This is a genomic window from Stenotrophomonas sp. SMYL89, from assembly GCF_036319985.1.
GTDB classification, from domain to species: Bacteria; Pseudomonadota; Gammaproteobacteria; order Xanthomonadales; family Xanthomonadaceae; genus Stenotrophomonas; species Stenotrophomonas maltophilia_Q.
Genome location: NZ_JAWIRW010000008.1, coordinates 115,193 through 128,482 on the forward strand (window position 1 = coordinate 115,193; position 13,290 = coordinate 128,482).

At 64.3% G+C, this 13,290-nt stretch carries 18 protein-coding genes and 1 tRNA gene; 7 read left to right on the forward strand and 12 right to left on the reverse strand.

The window, feature by feature from the left end:
- From V3B41_RS12080 to V3B41_RS12095, 4 genes are all read right to left on the reverse strand, one after another.
- A complete protein-coding gene (locus V3B41_RS12080; RefSeq protein WP_329861214.1) occupies positions 1–771 on the reverse strand; it encodes a class I SAM-dependent methyltransferase in 771 nt (256 codons plus the stop codon).
- 5 nt (positions 772–776) lie between these two features.
- A complete protein-coding gene (locus tag V3B41_RS12085) occupies positions 777–1,061 on the reverse strand; it encodes a DUF4190 domain-containing protein (RefSeq protein ID WP_049431031.1) in 285 nt (94 codons plus the stop codon).
- A 159-nt stretch (positions 1,062–1,220) separates the two neighbouring features.
- Positions 1,221–2,030: an SDR family oxidoreductase gene (locus V3B41_RS12090; RefSeq protein ID WP_329861216.1), complete on the reverse strand. Its 810-nt coding sequence runs from the start codon at positions 2,028–2,030 to the stop codon at positions 1,221–1,223.
- A 40-nt stretch (positions 2,031–2,070) separates the two neighbouring features.
- Positions 2,071–3,603 (reverse strand): aldehyde dehydrogenase family protein, encoded by a 1,533-nt coding sequence (locus V3B41_RS12095; protein WP_329861218.1) that lies wholly within the window; start codon positions 3,601–3,603, stop codon positions 2,071–2,073.
- A 183-nt stretch (positions 3,604–3,786) separates the two neighbouring features.
- Between V3B41_RS12095 and V3B41_RS12100 the strand changes: the two genes are divergently transcribed.
- Both V3B41_RS12100 and V3B41_RS12105 read left to right on the forward strand, forming a co-directional pair.
- Positions 3,787–3,863 (forward strand) — tRNA-Arg (locus V3B41_RS12100).
- A 107-nt stretch (positions 3,864–3,970) separates the two neighbouring features.
- Complete coding sequence (locus V3B41_RS12105; protein ID WP_241875876.1) at positions 3,971–4,858, forward strand: HEPN domain-containing protein; 888 nt, start codon at positions 3,971–3,973, stop codon at positions 4,856–4,858.
- A 7-nt stretch (positions 4,859–4,865) separates the two neighbouring features.
- Here V3B41_RS12105 and V3B41_RS12110 read toward each other — a convergent pair whose 3' ends face one another.
- The 4 genes from V3B41_RS12110 to V3B41_RS12125 form a co-directional block, all read right to left on the reverse strand.
- A complete protein-coding gene (locus V3B41_RS12110) occupies positions 4,866–5,855 on the reverse strand; it encodes a tyrosine-type recombinase/integrase (RefSeq protein ID WP_329861221.1) in 990 nt (329 codons plus the stop codon).
- Positions 5,856–6,035: 180 nt separating this feature from the next.
- Positions 6,036–6,353, reverse strand: coding sequence for a hypothetical protein (locus V3B41_RS12115; protein ID WP_329861223.1), 318 nt, complete (start codon positions 6,351–6,353; stop codon positions 6,036–6,038).
- Entirely contained in the window at positions 6,350–6,934 is a 585-nt protein-coding gene (locus V3B41_RS12120) for a hypothetical protein (protein WP_329861225.1), read from the reverse strand. Before V3B41_RS12120 ends, V3B41_RS12115 begins: the two co-directional genes overlap by 4 nt.
- Positions 6,935–7,249: 315 nt before the next feature.
- The gene (locus V3B41_RS12125; RefSeq protein ID WP_329861294.1) at positions 7,250–9,229 is read right to left on the reverse strand and encodes a DNA cytosine methyltransferase; all 1,980 of its coding nucleotides are present in this window, start codon (positions 9,227–9,229) and stop codon (positions 7,250–7,252) included.
- A 61-nt stretch (positions 9,230–9,290) separates the two neighbouring features.
- Between V3B41_RS12125 and V3B41_RS12130 the strand changes: the two genes are divergently transcribed.
- Positions 9,291–9,833: a hypothetical protein gene (locus V3B41_RS12130; RefSeq protein ID WP_329861297.1), complete on the forward strand. Its 543-nt coding sequence runs from the start codon at positions 9,291–9,293 to the stop codon at positions 9,831–9,833.
- Between the two features lie 35 nt (positions 9,834–9,868).
- On the opposite strand, the gene V3B41_RS12135 is transcribed toward V3B41_RS12130, so the two are convergent.
- Genes V3B41_RS12135 through V3B41_RS12145 form a run of 3 tightly spaced genes read right to left on the reverse strand, consistent with a single transcriptional unit; the run spans position 9,869 to position 10,568 of the window.
- The gene (locus V3B41_RS12135; RefSeq protein WP_329861228.1) at positions 9,869–10,168 is read right to left on the reverse strand and encodes a hypothetical protein; all 300 of its coding nucleotides are present in this window, start codon (positions 10,166–10,168) and stop codon (positions 9,869–9,871) included.
- Positions 10,165–10,380 carry a hypothetical protein gene (locus tag V3B41_RS12140; protein ID WP_329861230.1) on the reverse strand — a complete coding sequence of 72 codons (216 nt, stop codon included), beginning with the start codon at positions 10,378–10,380 and terminating at the stop codon, positions 10,165–10,167. Before V3B41_RS12140 ends, V3B41_RS12135 begins: the two co-directional genes overlap by 4 nt.
- Positions 10,377–10,568, reverse strand: a complete 192-nt coding sequence (locus V3B41_RS12145) for a hypothetical protein (RefSeq protein ID WP_197567653.1) — start codon at positions 10,566–10,568, stop codon at positions 10,377–10,379. The genes V3B41_RS12140 and V3B41_RS12145 overlap by 4 nt, the downstream gene beginning before the upstream one ends.
- A 170-nt stretch (positions 10,569–10,738) precedes the next feature.
- Between V3B41_RS12145 and V3B41_RS12150 the strand changes: the two genes are divergently transcribed.
- Positions 10,739–11,011, forward strand: coding sequence for a hypothetical protein (locus V3B41_RS12150; RefSeq protein ID WP_197567655.1), 273 nt, complete (start codon positions 10,739–10,741; stop codon positions 11,009–11,011).
- A 63-nt stretch (positions 11,012–11,074) separates the two neighbouring features.
- Here the strand turns inward: V3B41_RS12150 and V3B41_RS12155 are convergent, their stop codons facing one another.
- Entirely contained in the window at positions 11,075–11,773 is a 699-nt protein-coding gene (locus V3B41_RS12155) for a helix-turn-helix transcriptional regulator (protein WP_197567657.1), read from the reverse strand.
- 88 nt (positions 11,774–11,861) lie between these two features.
- On the opposite strand from V3B41_RS12155, the gene V3B41_RS12160 reads away from it, so the two are divergent.
- The 3 genes from V3B41_RS12160 (at position 11,862) to V3B41_RS12170 (ending at position 13,289) form a co-directional block, all read left to right on the forward strand.
- Positions 11,862–12,341 carry a YdaS family helix-turn-helix protein gene (locus tag V3B41_RS12160; RefSeq protein WP_329861295.1) on the forward strand — a complete coding sequence of 160 codons (480 nt, stop codon included), beginning with the start codon at positions 11,862–11,864 and terminating at the stop codon, positions 12,339–12,341.
- 109 nt (positions 12,342–12,450) lie between these two features.
- On the forward strand, positions 12,451–12,981 hold the full coding sequence (locus V3B41_RS12165; protein WP_329861232.1) for a phage regulatory CII family protein: 531 nt from the start codon (positions 12,451–12,453) through the stop codon (positions 12,979–12,981).
- Positions 12,978–13,289: a winged helix-turn-helix domain-containing protein gene (locus V3B41_RS12170; protein WP_197567663.1), complete on the forward strand. Its 312-nt coding sequence runs from the start codon at positions 12,978–12,980 to the stop codon at positions 13,287–13,289. Before V3B41_RS12165 ends, V3B41_RS12170 begins: the two co-directional genes overlap by 4 nt.
- The last annotated feature ends 1 nt before the right edge of the window (position 13,290 follow it).

A 13,290-nucleotide genomic window follows, 5' to 3' on the forward strand; every position in this document is an offset into this window, starting at 1 on the left:
TCAGTCCAGCGTGCCGAGGAAGGCTCGGGTTCGATATTCAAAAGCAACCTGGCCGTCGACCGCGTGGGCGGCGAACAGGTCCTGCAGAGCGGCGATCATCGGCGCATGGCGCGGGTGACCGGGTTGGGGGGCATAGGAGGAGGACAGCAGGCGCCCTTGCAGGGCATCCAGATCCAGGTACTGCACGTTCGGCAGCTGCACCATGCCGCGCAGCCCGGCGCCGAACCAGGCCTGCATGGTGGCGTCGTCCTGGTAGCGCTCGGCCACGGCGGTGTAGTCGGTGCCGTAGTCCAGCAGCAGCTGTTCGTAGCCGACCAGGAACGGGCTGGCATCGAGCAGGCGCGAGTTCCAGTAGATCAGTGCCTGGCCACCCGGGCGCAGGATGCGCTGCCATTCGGCGCGCACCGCTACGGTATCGAACCAGTGGAAGGCCTGCGCGACGCTGACCAGGTCAACGCTGGCCGCGTCCAGCCCGGTGGCCTCGGCGCGGCCGTCGATGGCGCTGAACTGCGGGTACTGCGGTGCCAGCCACTGCTCGGACGCAGCGCGCATGGCGGCGTTCGGTTCCACCGCAATGACCGGATGGCCGGTGGCCAGGAACAGGCGGCTGGAAATGCCGGTGCCGGCGCCGATGTCGGCGACCACGGCCTCGTGGCCCACGCCCATGGGGCCATGCAGCCACTCCAGCAGGGCGGGCGGGTAGTCGGGCCGGTAGCGGACGTAATCGGCGACGCGACTGCTGAAGCGTTCAGTGCTGTCGGAAACGGTCATGGCGATCAGTTCGACATCGCGGCGAGCCAGGCCAGGCCGCCGAAGAACAGGATGAAGACCAGGATGGCGGCGACTACCGCGCCGACCATCACCCAGCCCAGCACAAGACCGGTGACGGCAAGGCCATCGCCTTCCAGTTCCTGCGGGCGGCGGCGGATCTCGGCGCGGGCCATGTGGCCGGTGACGATGGCCACGATGCTGGCCACGAAGGGCAGGACGGTCCAGCTGGCGATGCCCATGACCAGGCTGACTACAGCCAGGGCGCTTGTCTGTCGGGGTGCCACGCTCATCGGGGTCCTCCTTGGCAGTGTGCACATGATAGTGCCTCTGCCCGGGCAATCCCATGGGCAGCGCCCTGTAGAGCCGAGCCCATGCTCGGCTGGACCCTGGACAATGCAGTGTCGACCGCGCCTCGCGCGCTAGCCGAGCGTGGGCTCGGCTCTACAGATTCAGCCCATCAACACCTGGCCGCCGTCCACATTGAGCACATGGCCGGTGATCCAGCGCGCCAGCGGCGAGCACAGGAACAGGGCCGCGTCGGCAATCTCGCGCGGATGGCCGAAGCGGCCGAACGGGATCTTCGCCACGGTGCCGTGGTACAGCGCGGGGTCTTCGGTGCGGCGGCGATCCCACAGGCCATCGTCGAATTCGATGGAACCGGGTGCGATGGCGTTGACCCGGATCCGGTCCTTGGCCAGCGCCAGTGCCTGCGAGGTGGTGTAGTGCGACAGCGCGGCCTTGGCGGCGGCGTAGGGTGCGCCGCCGGGGCGTGGCTGCTGTGCGGCGATCGAGGACAGGTTGAGGATGCAGGCATCGCTGGATGCGCGCAGCCACGGCTGTGCCAGGCGCGAAGCCCGCACCGCCGCCATCAGATCGATCTGCAGGCTGGCGGCCCAGCCATCTTCGTCATCGGCCATGCCGTAGCCGGTGGCGTTGTTGACCAGCACATCGATGCCGCCGAGTGCATCGGCCGCGGCCTGCAGCCAGGCCTGGATCTGGCCGACGTCGGCCAGATCGGCGGAGACGGTATGCAGCGGGGTGCCCTGTGCCTGCGCATCGGCACGCAGGGCATCCAGGCCGGCCTGGCCACGCGCGCAGACCGAGACCTGTGCACCGGCGCCGGCAAATGCCAGCGCCATTTCACGACCGATGCCCTTGCTGCCGCCGGCGATCAGCACGCGGCGGCCGGTGAAATCAATCACCGGCTTGCGACCTTGTAGAGCCGAGCCATGCTCGGCTGCATTTCCAAAGGTGTTCATGGCGCATCCTGCCGAGCATGGCCTGGCACTACAGAAGGCATCACAGATCGAACTTGATGCCCTGGGCCAGCGGCAGCGAGTCCGAATAGTTGATGGTGTTGGTCTGGCGGCGCATGTAGACCTTCCACGCATCCGAACCCGACTCGCGGCCACCACCGGTGTCCTTCTCGCCACCGAAGGCGCCACCGATTTCCGCACCGGACGTGCCGATGTTGATGTTGGCGATGCCGCAGTCGCTGCCGGCCGCCGACAGGAACTTCTCGGCGGTCTTCAGGTTCTGGGTGAAGATCGAGGACGACAGGCCCTGCGGCACACCGTTCTGCATGTCGATGGCTTCGTCGATGCTGTCGTACGGCATCACGTACAGGATCGGCGCGAAGGTCTCGTGCTGGACCACGGCGTCGCTGTTCTTCAGGCCGGAGACGATGGCCGGCAGCACGAAGTTGCCTGCGCGGTCGATGCGGGTGCCGCCGGTTTCGATGGTGCCGCCGGCAGCCTTGGCCTGGGCGATGGCATCGAGGAACTGCTGCACGGCACCGTCGCTGTTCAGCGGGCCCATCAGGTTGGCGGCATCGGTCGGGTCGCCGATCTTGCCTTCGACCTGCTTGTAGGCCTTGACCAGGGTGGCCAGCACGTCGGCGTAGATCGAGCGGTGCACGATCAGGCGGCGGGTGGTGGTGCAGCGCTGGCCGGCGGTGCCGACGGCGCCGAACACGATGCCCGGCACGGCCAGCTTCAGGTCGGCGGTTTCGTCCAGGATGATGGCGTTGTTGCCGCCCAGTTCCAGCAGGCAGCGGCCGAGGCGGCGCGCAACCTTCTCGTTGACGGTGCGGCCGACCTGGGTCGAGCCGGTGAAGCTGATCAGCGGCACGCGACGGTCATCGACCATCTTTTCAGACAGTGCGGTACCAGCGTCGTTGATCAGGAAGAAGATGTCCGGGAAGCCGGCTTCGCGCAGGGCGTCGTTGCAGATTTTCAGCGAGGCAATGGCGGTCAGCGGGGTCTTGTTGGACGGCTTCCAGATGCACACGTCGCCGCAGATGGCGGCCAGGAACGAATTCCAGCTCCACACCGCGACCGGGAAGTTGAAGGCCGAGATGATGCCGACCAGGCCCAGCGGGTGGTACTGCTCGTACATGCGGTGGCCGGGGCGCTCGGAATGCATGGTGTAGCCGTACAGCATGCGGCTCTGGCCCACGGCGAAATCGGCGATGTCGATCATCTCCTGCACTTCGCCATCGCCTTCCGGCTTGCTCTTGCCCATTTCGAGGGCGACCAGCGAGCCCAGCGCATCCTTGTGCTTGCGCAGCGCTTCGCCGCACAGGCGCACGGCTTCACCGCGACGCGGCGCCGGCGTGGTGCGCCAGACCTTGAAGGCTTCCTGGGCGCGGGCGACGATGGTCTCGTACTCGGCCTCGGTGGTCGCGCGGACCTGCGCGATCGGCTCGCCGGTGGTCGGGTTGACCGGGGTGATCAGCTCACCGCTGGTCGCGCTCGACCACTCCCCGTTGCCCAGGTACGTGCCAGCGTTGATCGCGTCCAGGCCAAGGGACTTGAGCAGCTCGGAAGACATGCAGACTCCTGTGTTTCGTTACGTTGTTTGGCGCCATCGCGGGCAGGTGGGGGACGCGATGAACTGAATCGCCGATGGTAGCAGAGCGGCCTGTCCGGCCATGGTGCAACGCGCCAGCGCCGCCGTGTGGAGCACGAATGCTTGGAGGGCAGGGTGTGTTGCCTGTAAACTTCCCGGCTGCATGGCCCCGTAGCTCAGCTGGATAGAGCGTCCCCCTCCTAAGGGGAAGGTCGCCCGTTCGAATCGGGCCGGGGTCACCATAATCAAGCACTTAGGCGCAGTTCGGCATGTCGGTGTTGCTCTATTTCGCCACTTTTCGGACCTGATTTGGCACAGTTGGCACACCACTTTTTTTGATGGGCAGGCCATGGACGAAGCAGCGCCGCTGGACCTCTACTGCTGCCTTACCTCGTTGAGTATTGGGTGCGAGCCTTTCGACCTGGGCAACGGCCTGGCGCTGCAGCCCGGCTACACGCATGTCATGTCAAACACGATGGTTGCAATCCGGCGTCCCGCGATGCCCGGTCAGCACCATCCAGGCCCTTGGGCAGCAACAGGACATGGGTTTGGCTTCGATTCCGAAGTGGCGCTGTATATCCCGGCTAGCTATAAGCGGCGCAAATCCGATTCAAGAGCGATTGCAATGCAGCTAGTTGCATTGCTCAGATTGTGGGTTGATCCGCGCATCCGTTTGATCCTCGGATCCAATATTTCTCCCCAGAGTATCGAGTGGTCACCCGAGAAGGGGCGGGCTCATGTCGCGAACGCGGTTGAGGTGCAGCCTTGGTATTTCCAGCTGCACCCGGCCACGGAGCGTGATACGCGGCAAGACCTCGAGTGGGTTCGGGAAAACTGGGAGGCGGCGCTAGATCTGGTAGAGAGCAGCGCAGCGTTCAGCCTGGCCGTCGACGCATTGGCCAATGCTCAGCTGATACACAGCTCAGCTCTTGGGCTAGTGTCGGTATGGGGCGCTTTGGAGGCGCTGTTCACCGGGTCAAACAGTGAGCTTAGGTTCCGAGTGTCGGTCATGATAGCCGCGTACCTCAAGCCGCCTGGTCCGGAGCGGACCGCGCAGCACAAGAAGGTGTTGAAGCTGTATGACGCACGGTCGGCTGCTGCGCATGGGTCTCCAAAACACTCATCCGACGATTTGCTCGCCTCCCTCGAACTGTTGCGCAAAGTGATCATCAAGATGATTGAGGCCAAGAAAGTCCCGACTAAAGAAGAGCTTGAAGGCTTGCTCTTCGGGTCGTGACAGCGACTCAGTAGCGGAGCTTTGCGACAGCGCCGTCATCACCATCCGGCGTCAGATGCGCGTAGTATTTCTCCGTCGTTGCGTAGTCAGCGTGTCCTGCGAGGATCTGCACTCGACGCAGTGGCACGCCTGCCATCACCATGTGTGCGCAGAAGGTGTGACGGAGTCGGTGTAGGTGCCCGCCGACCCCGGCCAGCTCCGAATCTTTCTTGAACCAGGCAGACACGGTGTCCTTGTGTACCGTGACGAGCGGATCTGGCAGATGCCGAAGCGCCCAGCTGGCATAGCGGTTTAGGGGAACCTCCCGCCACTTCCCTGACTTTGTCCGGCCTTCGCCGTTCTCGTCCGGATCGCTTTCAACAAGCAGGCGTCCGCCCACGACCGAGTTTTTCTCCAAGCCGATGATCTCGCCCCGACGCAGCCCGGTGTGGGCCATGAAGAGCCAAAGCGGCGCACGGGCGGGGTTCGCCCGATACAACCGGCGCATCGCGGCCCGGTCATAGAACTTGACTGCCACGCTCCGCACGCCGCGAGGGGCTTTCACGGTGGCGAGCGGGTTCACGTCCAGCTCTTTCCATTGGACGCCGCGGTTGAATGCCGCCTTCAGCCGCCGAATCTCCTTCCCCACAGTTTCCTTTGCCGCCTTGTCGTCTAGCAACCTGGCGCGCTTGTACTGCTCCACCTCGACTGCTCGTATGCTATCGATCGGCCGGTGGCCGAAGCGCTCGATGAATCTCTTCACCTCGCTCCTGGCCTTCGAAATCGTGGTCGGGTGCTCTGCCTCGTACCAGTCCAGATACCACTCCAAGTAGTCGCGGACCTTTGGCAGGCGCGCCAAGATCCGCACCCCATGGGTCAGTTCTGCTTCTTTCGCGACACGTATTCTCTCCGCCTCACGGGCGTCAGGTTGCCCAATGGACCGGCGAAAGCGCTCGCCGCCTTCCGCCCAGTCGAGGTAGGCCTTGCTGCCGCGCCAGTAGAGTCGAACCTTTGCCATTCCTCTGCACCTTGGATCGCGGCATAGAGCGCCGCCTTTTCGTACAACTGCTTTCCCATGAAGCGGCGGGGAGTGAGCCCGTAGCACATGGCGTTCTTCCTGAACTGGCTGTTTGAGACGCCGCAGTAGTGGGCGGCTTCCTCGACGGTGAGCCAGTCTTTCCCTGACAGGTCGAGCCTTTCAGCGGCGCCCATTGGCGCCTCCCGCGACCTTCCTCTTGGCCGTCGGCTGTTCCGCGAGACTGAGGTTGAATTGCACGACGTTGTCGGGGACGGCCTCCGAAGACAGTGCCCGTGCGCTGCGAGGCGGGCGGTTGAGCCGACGCCACGCTGCGATGGCCTTGTCGGGATCGGAATGCTTGCTGGTCGACCTGCAGGCGCACTCGACCAGGTGGCCACCGCCGGCAGAGGCGCAGCGCTTGTCGTGGATGTGGCGCGCGCGGTGGCCGGCGGCGCAGTTCGGCAACCCTTCCGGGTGGCTGATATGTTCCTGGGTCATGGCTTGTTGCACTCCTCGATGTGGGCCTGGAGCTTTTCCAGGAGGAAGGCGGCTTGCGCCGCACGGTGGCGGCGGTCGTAGGAGTTGAGGTTGGCCGGGGCGTCCCTGAGCCACTGCAGTGGCTGGACCAGCCAGGACGGGTCGAACGGGAGCAGGGTGCGCGGATCGACCTTCTTGTCCGGCGGGAAGCAATCCGGGCCTGCCCAGTCCTGGCTCATGCCGCAGCGTGTGCACTCGTTGTGCTGGAAGTCGTGGACTTTCTCGGGCTGCATTACACGCGGTGATTCGAAGAGTGCGCGGACAACGAGCCCACGTTGATGGGCAGCGTAGACGTGCCCTGCGTCGGCCCGCATCCAGCAGCCAGGCCGGTGATCGTTCTTGTGGCGGTACTCCCAGCGCACTGGCTGCGCGGTGTAGAGCGCTTTCAGCAGGGTGTCGGCCCAAGCGCGCACCTGGCGACCATCAAGAGAGGAGGCTGGATCAACACGCCGCATCGCGGAGAGAACCGCGGCGACAGGCGACGAAGCCTTGGTGACTTCAATCGCGGTCGCCGGTGTTGTTACATGGGCATGTGTCGTCATGTCAACTGTTCTTGCAGCGAAACGCTTGTTTGCGAAGGGATGAGCGTTGTAAGTTCAGAAGAGCCGTTAATGCACTGGGACTAAAGTTATGAATTTCGAACAAATCAACATGCACGAAGTGCAACTTTTCGCCGCGGGTCGCCGCTTCACGGCACTGCTTTGGATTGAGTCGTCGAGTTGCGTGCATCTCAAGAAAATCTGTCTGGAGAGCGGGGAGGTCCTGCCTTCCCATCGGGTCGCATACCGTAGTGAGGAAGAGGCAAAGGACGCCGCACGGGGAGCTGTTGAGGCTTGGGCCAATGGCAACTGACGCAGTCATGCTGCCTCCGCCATGTCGGCCGGCACCCGGTCCAGATTGGCCTCGGCCAGGGCACGCAGCGGTGGCGGGCTGACGCTGTTGCCGACCATGCGCACGGCGGCGCTGGTGCTGAGCGGAGTGCCGTTGGCCGTGCGATCAATGATGTAGCCGGGTGGGAAGCCCTGGGCGCGGTACAGCTCGTGCGGCTTGAGCATTCGTAGACCGATATCCACGATCACGTATGGCGTGCCTTGGATGTGAACCGTCACCAGCGCAAGGCGATCCTTGGTGGTCACCGTGTCCACGGGGTCGTGCAGATCCACGGCGATGCCGCTGCCGTAGTACTTCACCAGGAACGCAGCCACGCGAAGAGCACCGGCTTCCTGCTCAGGACTGAGCCTGCATTCGACCTCGGCGAAGCGGGTGGCACCGGCCAGAACGGTCGGCAGCGGCGCGCGAACGTCATTTCCCACAACGTTTTGCGCCATTGCGGTCAGGTGCGCGGCGACCAGACGCTGCTGGCTGCCGCTGGCGGTGATGGTGCTGACCGGATCGCGCGCGTCGTTGCCTGCGCCCTGGTAGAAGCCGCCATTGGCCTGCTCGAGGAAGGCTGTTGCCACACCAAGCGCATGCGCCGCGCCGGCAGGGCGCACGGCACCAGCACCAGAAGTGATCGTCGGCACCGGCTCGGTGGCGGCCGTGCCGATGCTGTCGCCCCGGAACTTCACCAGGTGCGGGGCGGCCACAGCGTGCTTCACATCGCCCGCGACAATCGTGCCCAGCGGCCGCTGCAGGTCCAGCGCACGCGGGGCCTGGCCCTCGCGCTCGCCGTAGCCGGTCTGGACAAGCGTTGGGGATACTAACGAGAAGTGCCCACCTTTCACCCCGGCGCAGACAGTGGGAAGTGGCTCTTCCGCCGCCATCGTCCGCTGGCGGCTTGCGTTTGCATGCTCGGTGAGGAACGGTGCCAAAGCGGGTGCGGCCAGCATCAGCTCGCCGCGGTTGGCGGCCGTGATGGTGCGCATGGGGTCACGCACGCTATGCACGCGGTCGCCGCCCTGATGTGTTACGGGAACAATGAAGGGATCGGCCGAGTTGATGACATGCCGCATGACCCCTTTGGCGATGCGACGCATCGTGGCGTCGGCCAGCGGCCGGGCGCGGGTGAAGATGGATGGGCAGGGAATGGAGAAGTCCAGGCAGTCGGCGGCGGTCACGTGCGGCCTCTGCCCCGGAGCCGAGCCATGGCTCGGCTCGGGCCACACGATGGCCTGGCCGTCGCGGCGGCCGAGCAGGAACAGGCGTTCGCGGCTGGTGCCGGCGCCATAGTCGCTGGCCACCAGCTTACGCCACTCGACCACATAGCCCAGCGCACGCAGTGCGGCTACGAACTGCTGCCAAGTGCGGCCGCTGTGGCGCTTGTCCGGCACCAGCTGCTGGTTCTCGACTGGCACGCGCTCGCCGCGCGCTGCGACCGTGCCGTCCATCTTGATGACGCGGCCCGTGTCCTTGCAGCGCTTCGCCACGAGCGGCCCCCAGGTCAGGATTTGCCAGACGTTCTCCATCGAGATGATGCGCGGCGCGGTGTTGGTGCCGTGCAGGCGATCCGCGCGCAGCAGCTGGCCAACCCACTTCAGCACCACCCACGACAGTGCACGGGTCTTGCGGCTGCGCGGCTGGCCGCCCTTGGCCTGGCTGAAGTGCGTGCAGTCCGGCGAGGCATGGAACCAGCCGATGGGGCGGCCGGCCACGTCCACGCGCGGGTCGGCGTGCCAGATATCCTCGCGGTGGTGCTGGGTCAGCGGGTGGTTGGCGGCGTGCATGCCGATGGCCAGCTCGTCGTGGTTGTAGGCCAGTGCGGGATCGATGCCTAGGGCCTGCTTGAGCCCTTCCGATGCGCCGCCACCGCCGGCGAACAGATCCACGACGATTTCACCCTGGCGCAGGCGAGAGTTTTGAGGTGGAGGAAAGTTGAAGGAGCACGAGCCATCAGCCACGGGCATTCTCCACAAGGGACGTGTAAGTTGACTCCACCAAACCAGAGCGGAGAAGGGAGCTATGCAAGAGACAAACCTGGCTGATTGGTTGAGTGCAGTCGGATCTGTCGGCGCGGTCATAGTCAGCGTTGGTCTTTTCTACGCGTCGCAGCGCGATAGGCTGCAGTCGGAGCGCGCGCAGGCTCGGAATGCGGCGCTTTTGGTGCTTCCTCAGTTCAAGAATGCAGCAAGCACACTTACGTGGACGCTTGATCGAGTCGTCAATGGCTACGATCCGCGCAACCTTGGCAGCGATGAAGACGGAAGGATTGAACTCGGATTCCTTCGACGCAGTTTTGCTGTCTTCGAACCGGTGCTTCCTGCCATAGGAATCCTTGGCGTTTCCGCCCCGGCTACACAGCAAGCGTTTCACCTTTTCCGCAAGCTCCGAGACGATGTCGACTCCTACTACGACGACGACTTTCCTCAAGATGCAGTGGCGGCCTTTGACGGCGATGCCTGGGCGGAAACTCAAGATCTTCTGAAGAAAGCTGATGCCAAGATGCGCTTGGCTATCGCGCAGATGCTGATGCTTCTTGAGAGCAAGGACACTCGGGGGAAATGAGTCGGCGCAGCAGCCGTGTTTATGACGGGTGGCGCTCATGCAGCACCGCCTTGGGCGCTTGCGCCCTCGGTGGAGGCAATGAAGGCCTGCAGCTTCTTCCGGCTTGCAGGCGGGACTGCGATGTAGGTGCGGCCGGCAATAACGTGGTGCTGGCCAGCGGTCTCGCTGAAGGTCGGTGCGGTATCTGCAGCCGCGAACATGACCATGGCCTTTGCGCCGTGGGTGCGGCGCCAGCCTGAGACGCTCCAGCCGCCTTCATCCTTCATGGCGCGCAGCCGCATGCCGCAGCCTGGCACTTCGATGATCGCGAAGCTCGGAGTGGTGGGAGCGCTCATGCAGCACCTGCCTGCGCGCGCGCTGCGCGGCGGGCCGCAGCGACAGCGCCTGCTGCGCTCTTACCCTGCCGCAGGACGGAATTGGCGGCGACGCTGGCGGCGGCGATGACCTGGTTGGGGAGGAGGCCCCATCGGCGCCCGGCGCGGGCGACGATGCCAGCGGCGGCTGCGGCGCGCTGGGCGTTGGAGTGGTGGGCGAGGGCGGCGCTCATGCAGCTGCGCCCTGCTGCGCGGCGCGCAGCTGCTTGGCAGCTTCCAGTAGCTGGCCGGCGTAGCGCTCGGCTTCGTCAGCGGACTGGAGGAGGCGGGCGGCGCCGAGGTCGGAAACCACCTTGGCGTTGTGGTTGTCGGCAGTGACGGTTGGCGTCGACTGGCGAACGCCGAGGGAAAGGGTGGACATGCTGATCTCCTGCGCCCGGCCCCGGGATGGGGTGTTGGTGGGCGGCTGGAGCTAAAGTTAGTCGAGAGCTAATCGTTAGTCAACAGCTATCAGCTAATGAATTGATGAATTGAGTTAGGTGGTGTTTCGGCCGTGCTAACGTTCCCGGTCTATACGAGGAAGGATCAACTATGGAGTGGGGTTCTACGGGCGTGACGCTTTTCTTTGTGGTGATGGGCCTGGTCGTGACCGTCCTGTGGATCTTCGTTCCGTTCGCAATCTTCGGCATCAAGCCGCTTCTGCAGGGCATTCTTGTGGAGCTGCGCAGAGCGAACGCGATCGCGGAGGCGCGCGATCCGGGCGTTGCTGCTTCGTCGCCTTCAGTGACTCCCGCCCGAGAGGCGGAGCCACATGGTGCATTGGCTACTATGCGCGCTGCCATTCGGCAAGCCGACCGGCCGTGACTGAGAAAAAGAAAAGGCCCCGCACTGGCGGGGCCTCTTCTTCTCGCTAGCACAGACCGGGACCTAGAATTTACGCAAACCTGCGTGGATTAGTGCCTTCCCCAGGATGCTCACATCGCCAGGATCTGGCCGATAGGCCGGGAAGTCAGTGTTGACGCTTACGACGTAGAGACCGTCGCCGCGCTTCTGCAGCATCTTGATCTGCGTCTCGCCACCGATGTTGATCAGGTAGTAGTCGTCACCGTCGAAGAAGTCGCAGCTGGTGTCGATCCAGACAATGTCGCCGTCTTCGAGCTTGGGCCGCATCGACGGCCCACGGCCGGTGATGATCTGGATCCTGCCTGGCTTAGGTAGGTAACCGAGCTTCCTGCGGACTTCCCATTCTGCAACCTCGATGGTCTTCACCACCTCTGGGTAGTCCTGGTTAACCATCCCTACGCCCATCCCTGCACTCCCTTCAAACAAGTCGAAGCGAACATAGCCGGGTGGCGTCTCATTCTCCGGGATTGGTGAGACGGATACCTCCCCGTCTTCACCCCACTGGGGTCGATCCATCCAGCCATGGTCCTTCCCCAGGGCGCTGCTGATCTTCTTCGCCACATCGTCGCCGATGTACTTCCCGCCGAGCAGCTGGGACACGTAGGACGCAGACAAGAAGCCGCCCAGCTGGGCGCCTTGATCCCGACGGCCCTTGACCCCCTTCATTTCAAGGGCATCGATCAGGTGTCGAAAATTGCGGCTGCGGATTTCTCGAATGTCCATCACTGGAGGTTAGCTGGTAACTAATCGAATTCGTGCAGCTGCCAGCTTGCAATAAGCTATTAGCTGTGGACTAATAGCTGGCATGAACATGTCAGCCCTCGATAGAGCAGTTCAGTCGGCAGGTAGCCAGCAGGCTCTTGCTCAGCTCCTCGGCATCAAGCCGCCGTCGGTATCCGGCTGGTACGACCGCTGTCGCGTCCCAGCAGAACGTTGCATCGCAATTGAAATGGCGACTGGCGTCTCCCGTCACCAGCTCCGCCCGGACGTCTTCGGGCCAGATCCGGCCGAATCCCAGGGTGAGGTAGGCGCGCAGTTGCGCGTAGAGGTGAAGGGCGACATTCGCCTCAGTAAGCGCGCGCTGCGCGACAGGCTCGGTATTGGCAGCGACAAGCACCTCGCCGTCCTGCTGAAGCTGACCGTAGAAGAGGTCGAGGCTTGGGCGGAGGAGGGTGCTCTGCCCGCGCTGCCTCAGATCCAGCGCCTGCTCGGTGTTGAGGCTACGCCAGTGGCCGAGCCCGCAAACGATGATCCGGACGCCCACCGTATTGGGCCCGTCGACAGCGCCTGAAAGGCCATCCCTGGCCGTCATCCCTGACTTGTTGATCTGCATGGCGCCCATCGTGCGCCACCCGGGCCCAGCCCGAAACCTTGAAACACAGCCTTCCCCAAGGTGACCCATGACCTGCCGCACATCCGCTCTCAACTGGCTCGACGTTCTCTACAACTCCGTGCGCAAGACGCCCGGCGGTGTCGTGGACGCAGCCGCCTTCCTGGCCGACCGCCGCGGCAAGTCCATGCACCCGGAAACGCTGCGCGCCAAGCTGCGCGGGCTGGAGGGTGAATCGGTGACGCTGGAAATTGCCGAACTGTTGACCGAATGGATGCAGGAGAAGGCAGGCGGCAACGACTACGCCTTGGACTGGATGCAGGCGCTGGCTGGGCAGTTCGGCATGGCCGTCGCCACGGTCCCGCCGCCGCCGGAGGGAGGCTGGTCGGACGAGATTGGCGCCATCCAGACGAAACTGCTGGAGATCACCACGCGGGTGGGGCGGCTGTCTGGCACTGCAGTGGATGCGATGGCCGATCGCCAGATCGACAGCGACGAAGCGCGCCTGATGGTGGAAGAGGCTAACTCGCTGATCACGATGGCGCATCGCCTCATCCGCAACGTGTCGCGCGCTGCGGCGAAGGGGAGGGCACGTCGATGAACCATCCGGCCCGATCAACCGACCTCAGCACCAGTCACGAGGCCGCACGCTACGTCGTTCAATCCGGTTTGCAGGGAGACCAGCAGGCCGCAGCAGCCTCTGCAGTGAAGCGTCATCCCGGCCTTACCAGCCATGAGCTTGCTCAAGAGACCAACATTTGCCGATACGTGCTGGCACGCCGTCTCCCCGAGCTGGCCGAAGCTGGCCGTGCTTGGCGCGGGCCGAAGAAGCCCTGCTCGATCTCGGGCCGGAGCGCCTGCACCTGGTGGCCGGTTGCGCCGGGCGAAAACATGACGCTGGGGCTCTGAC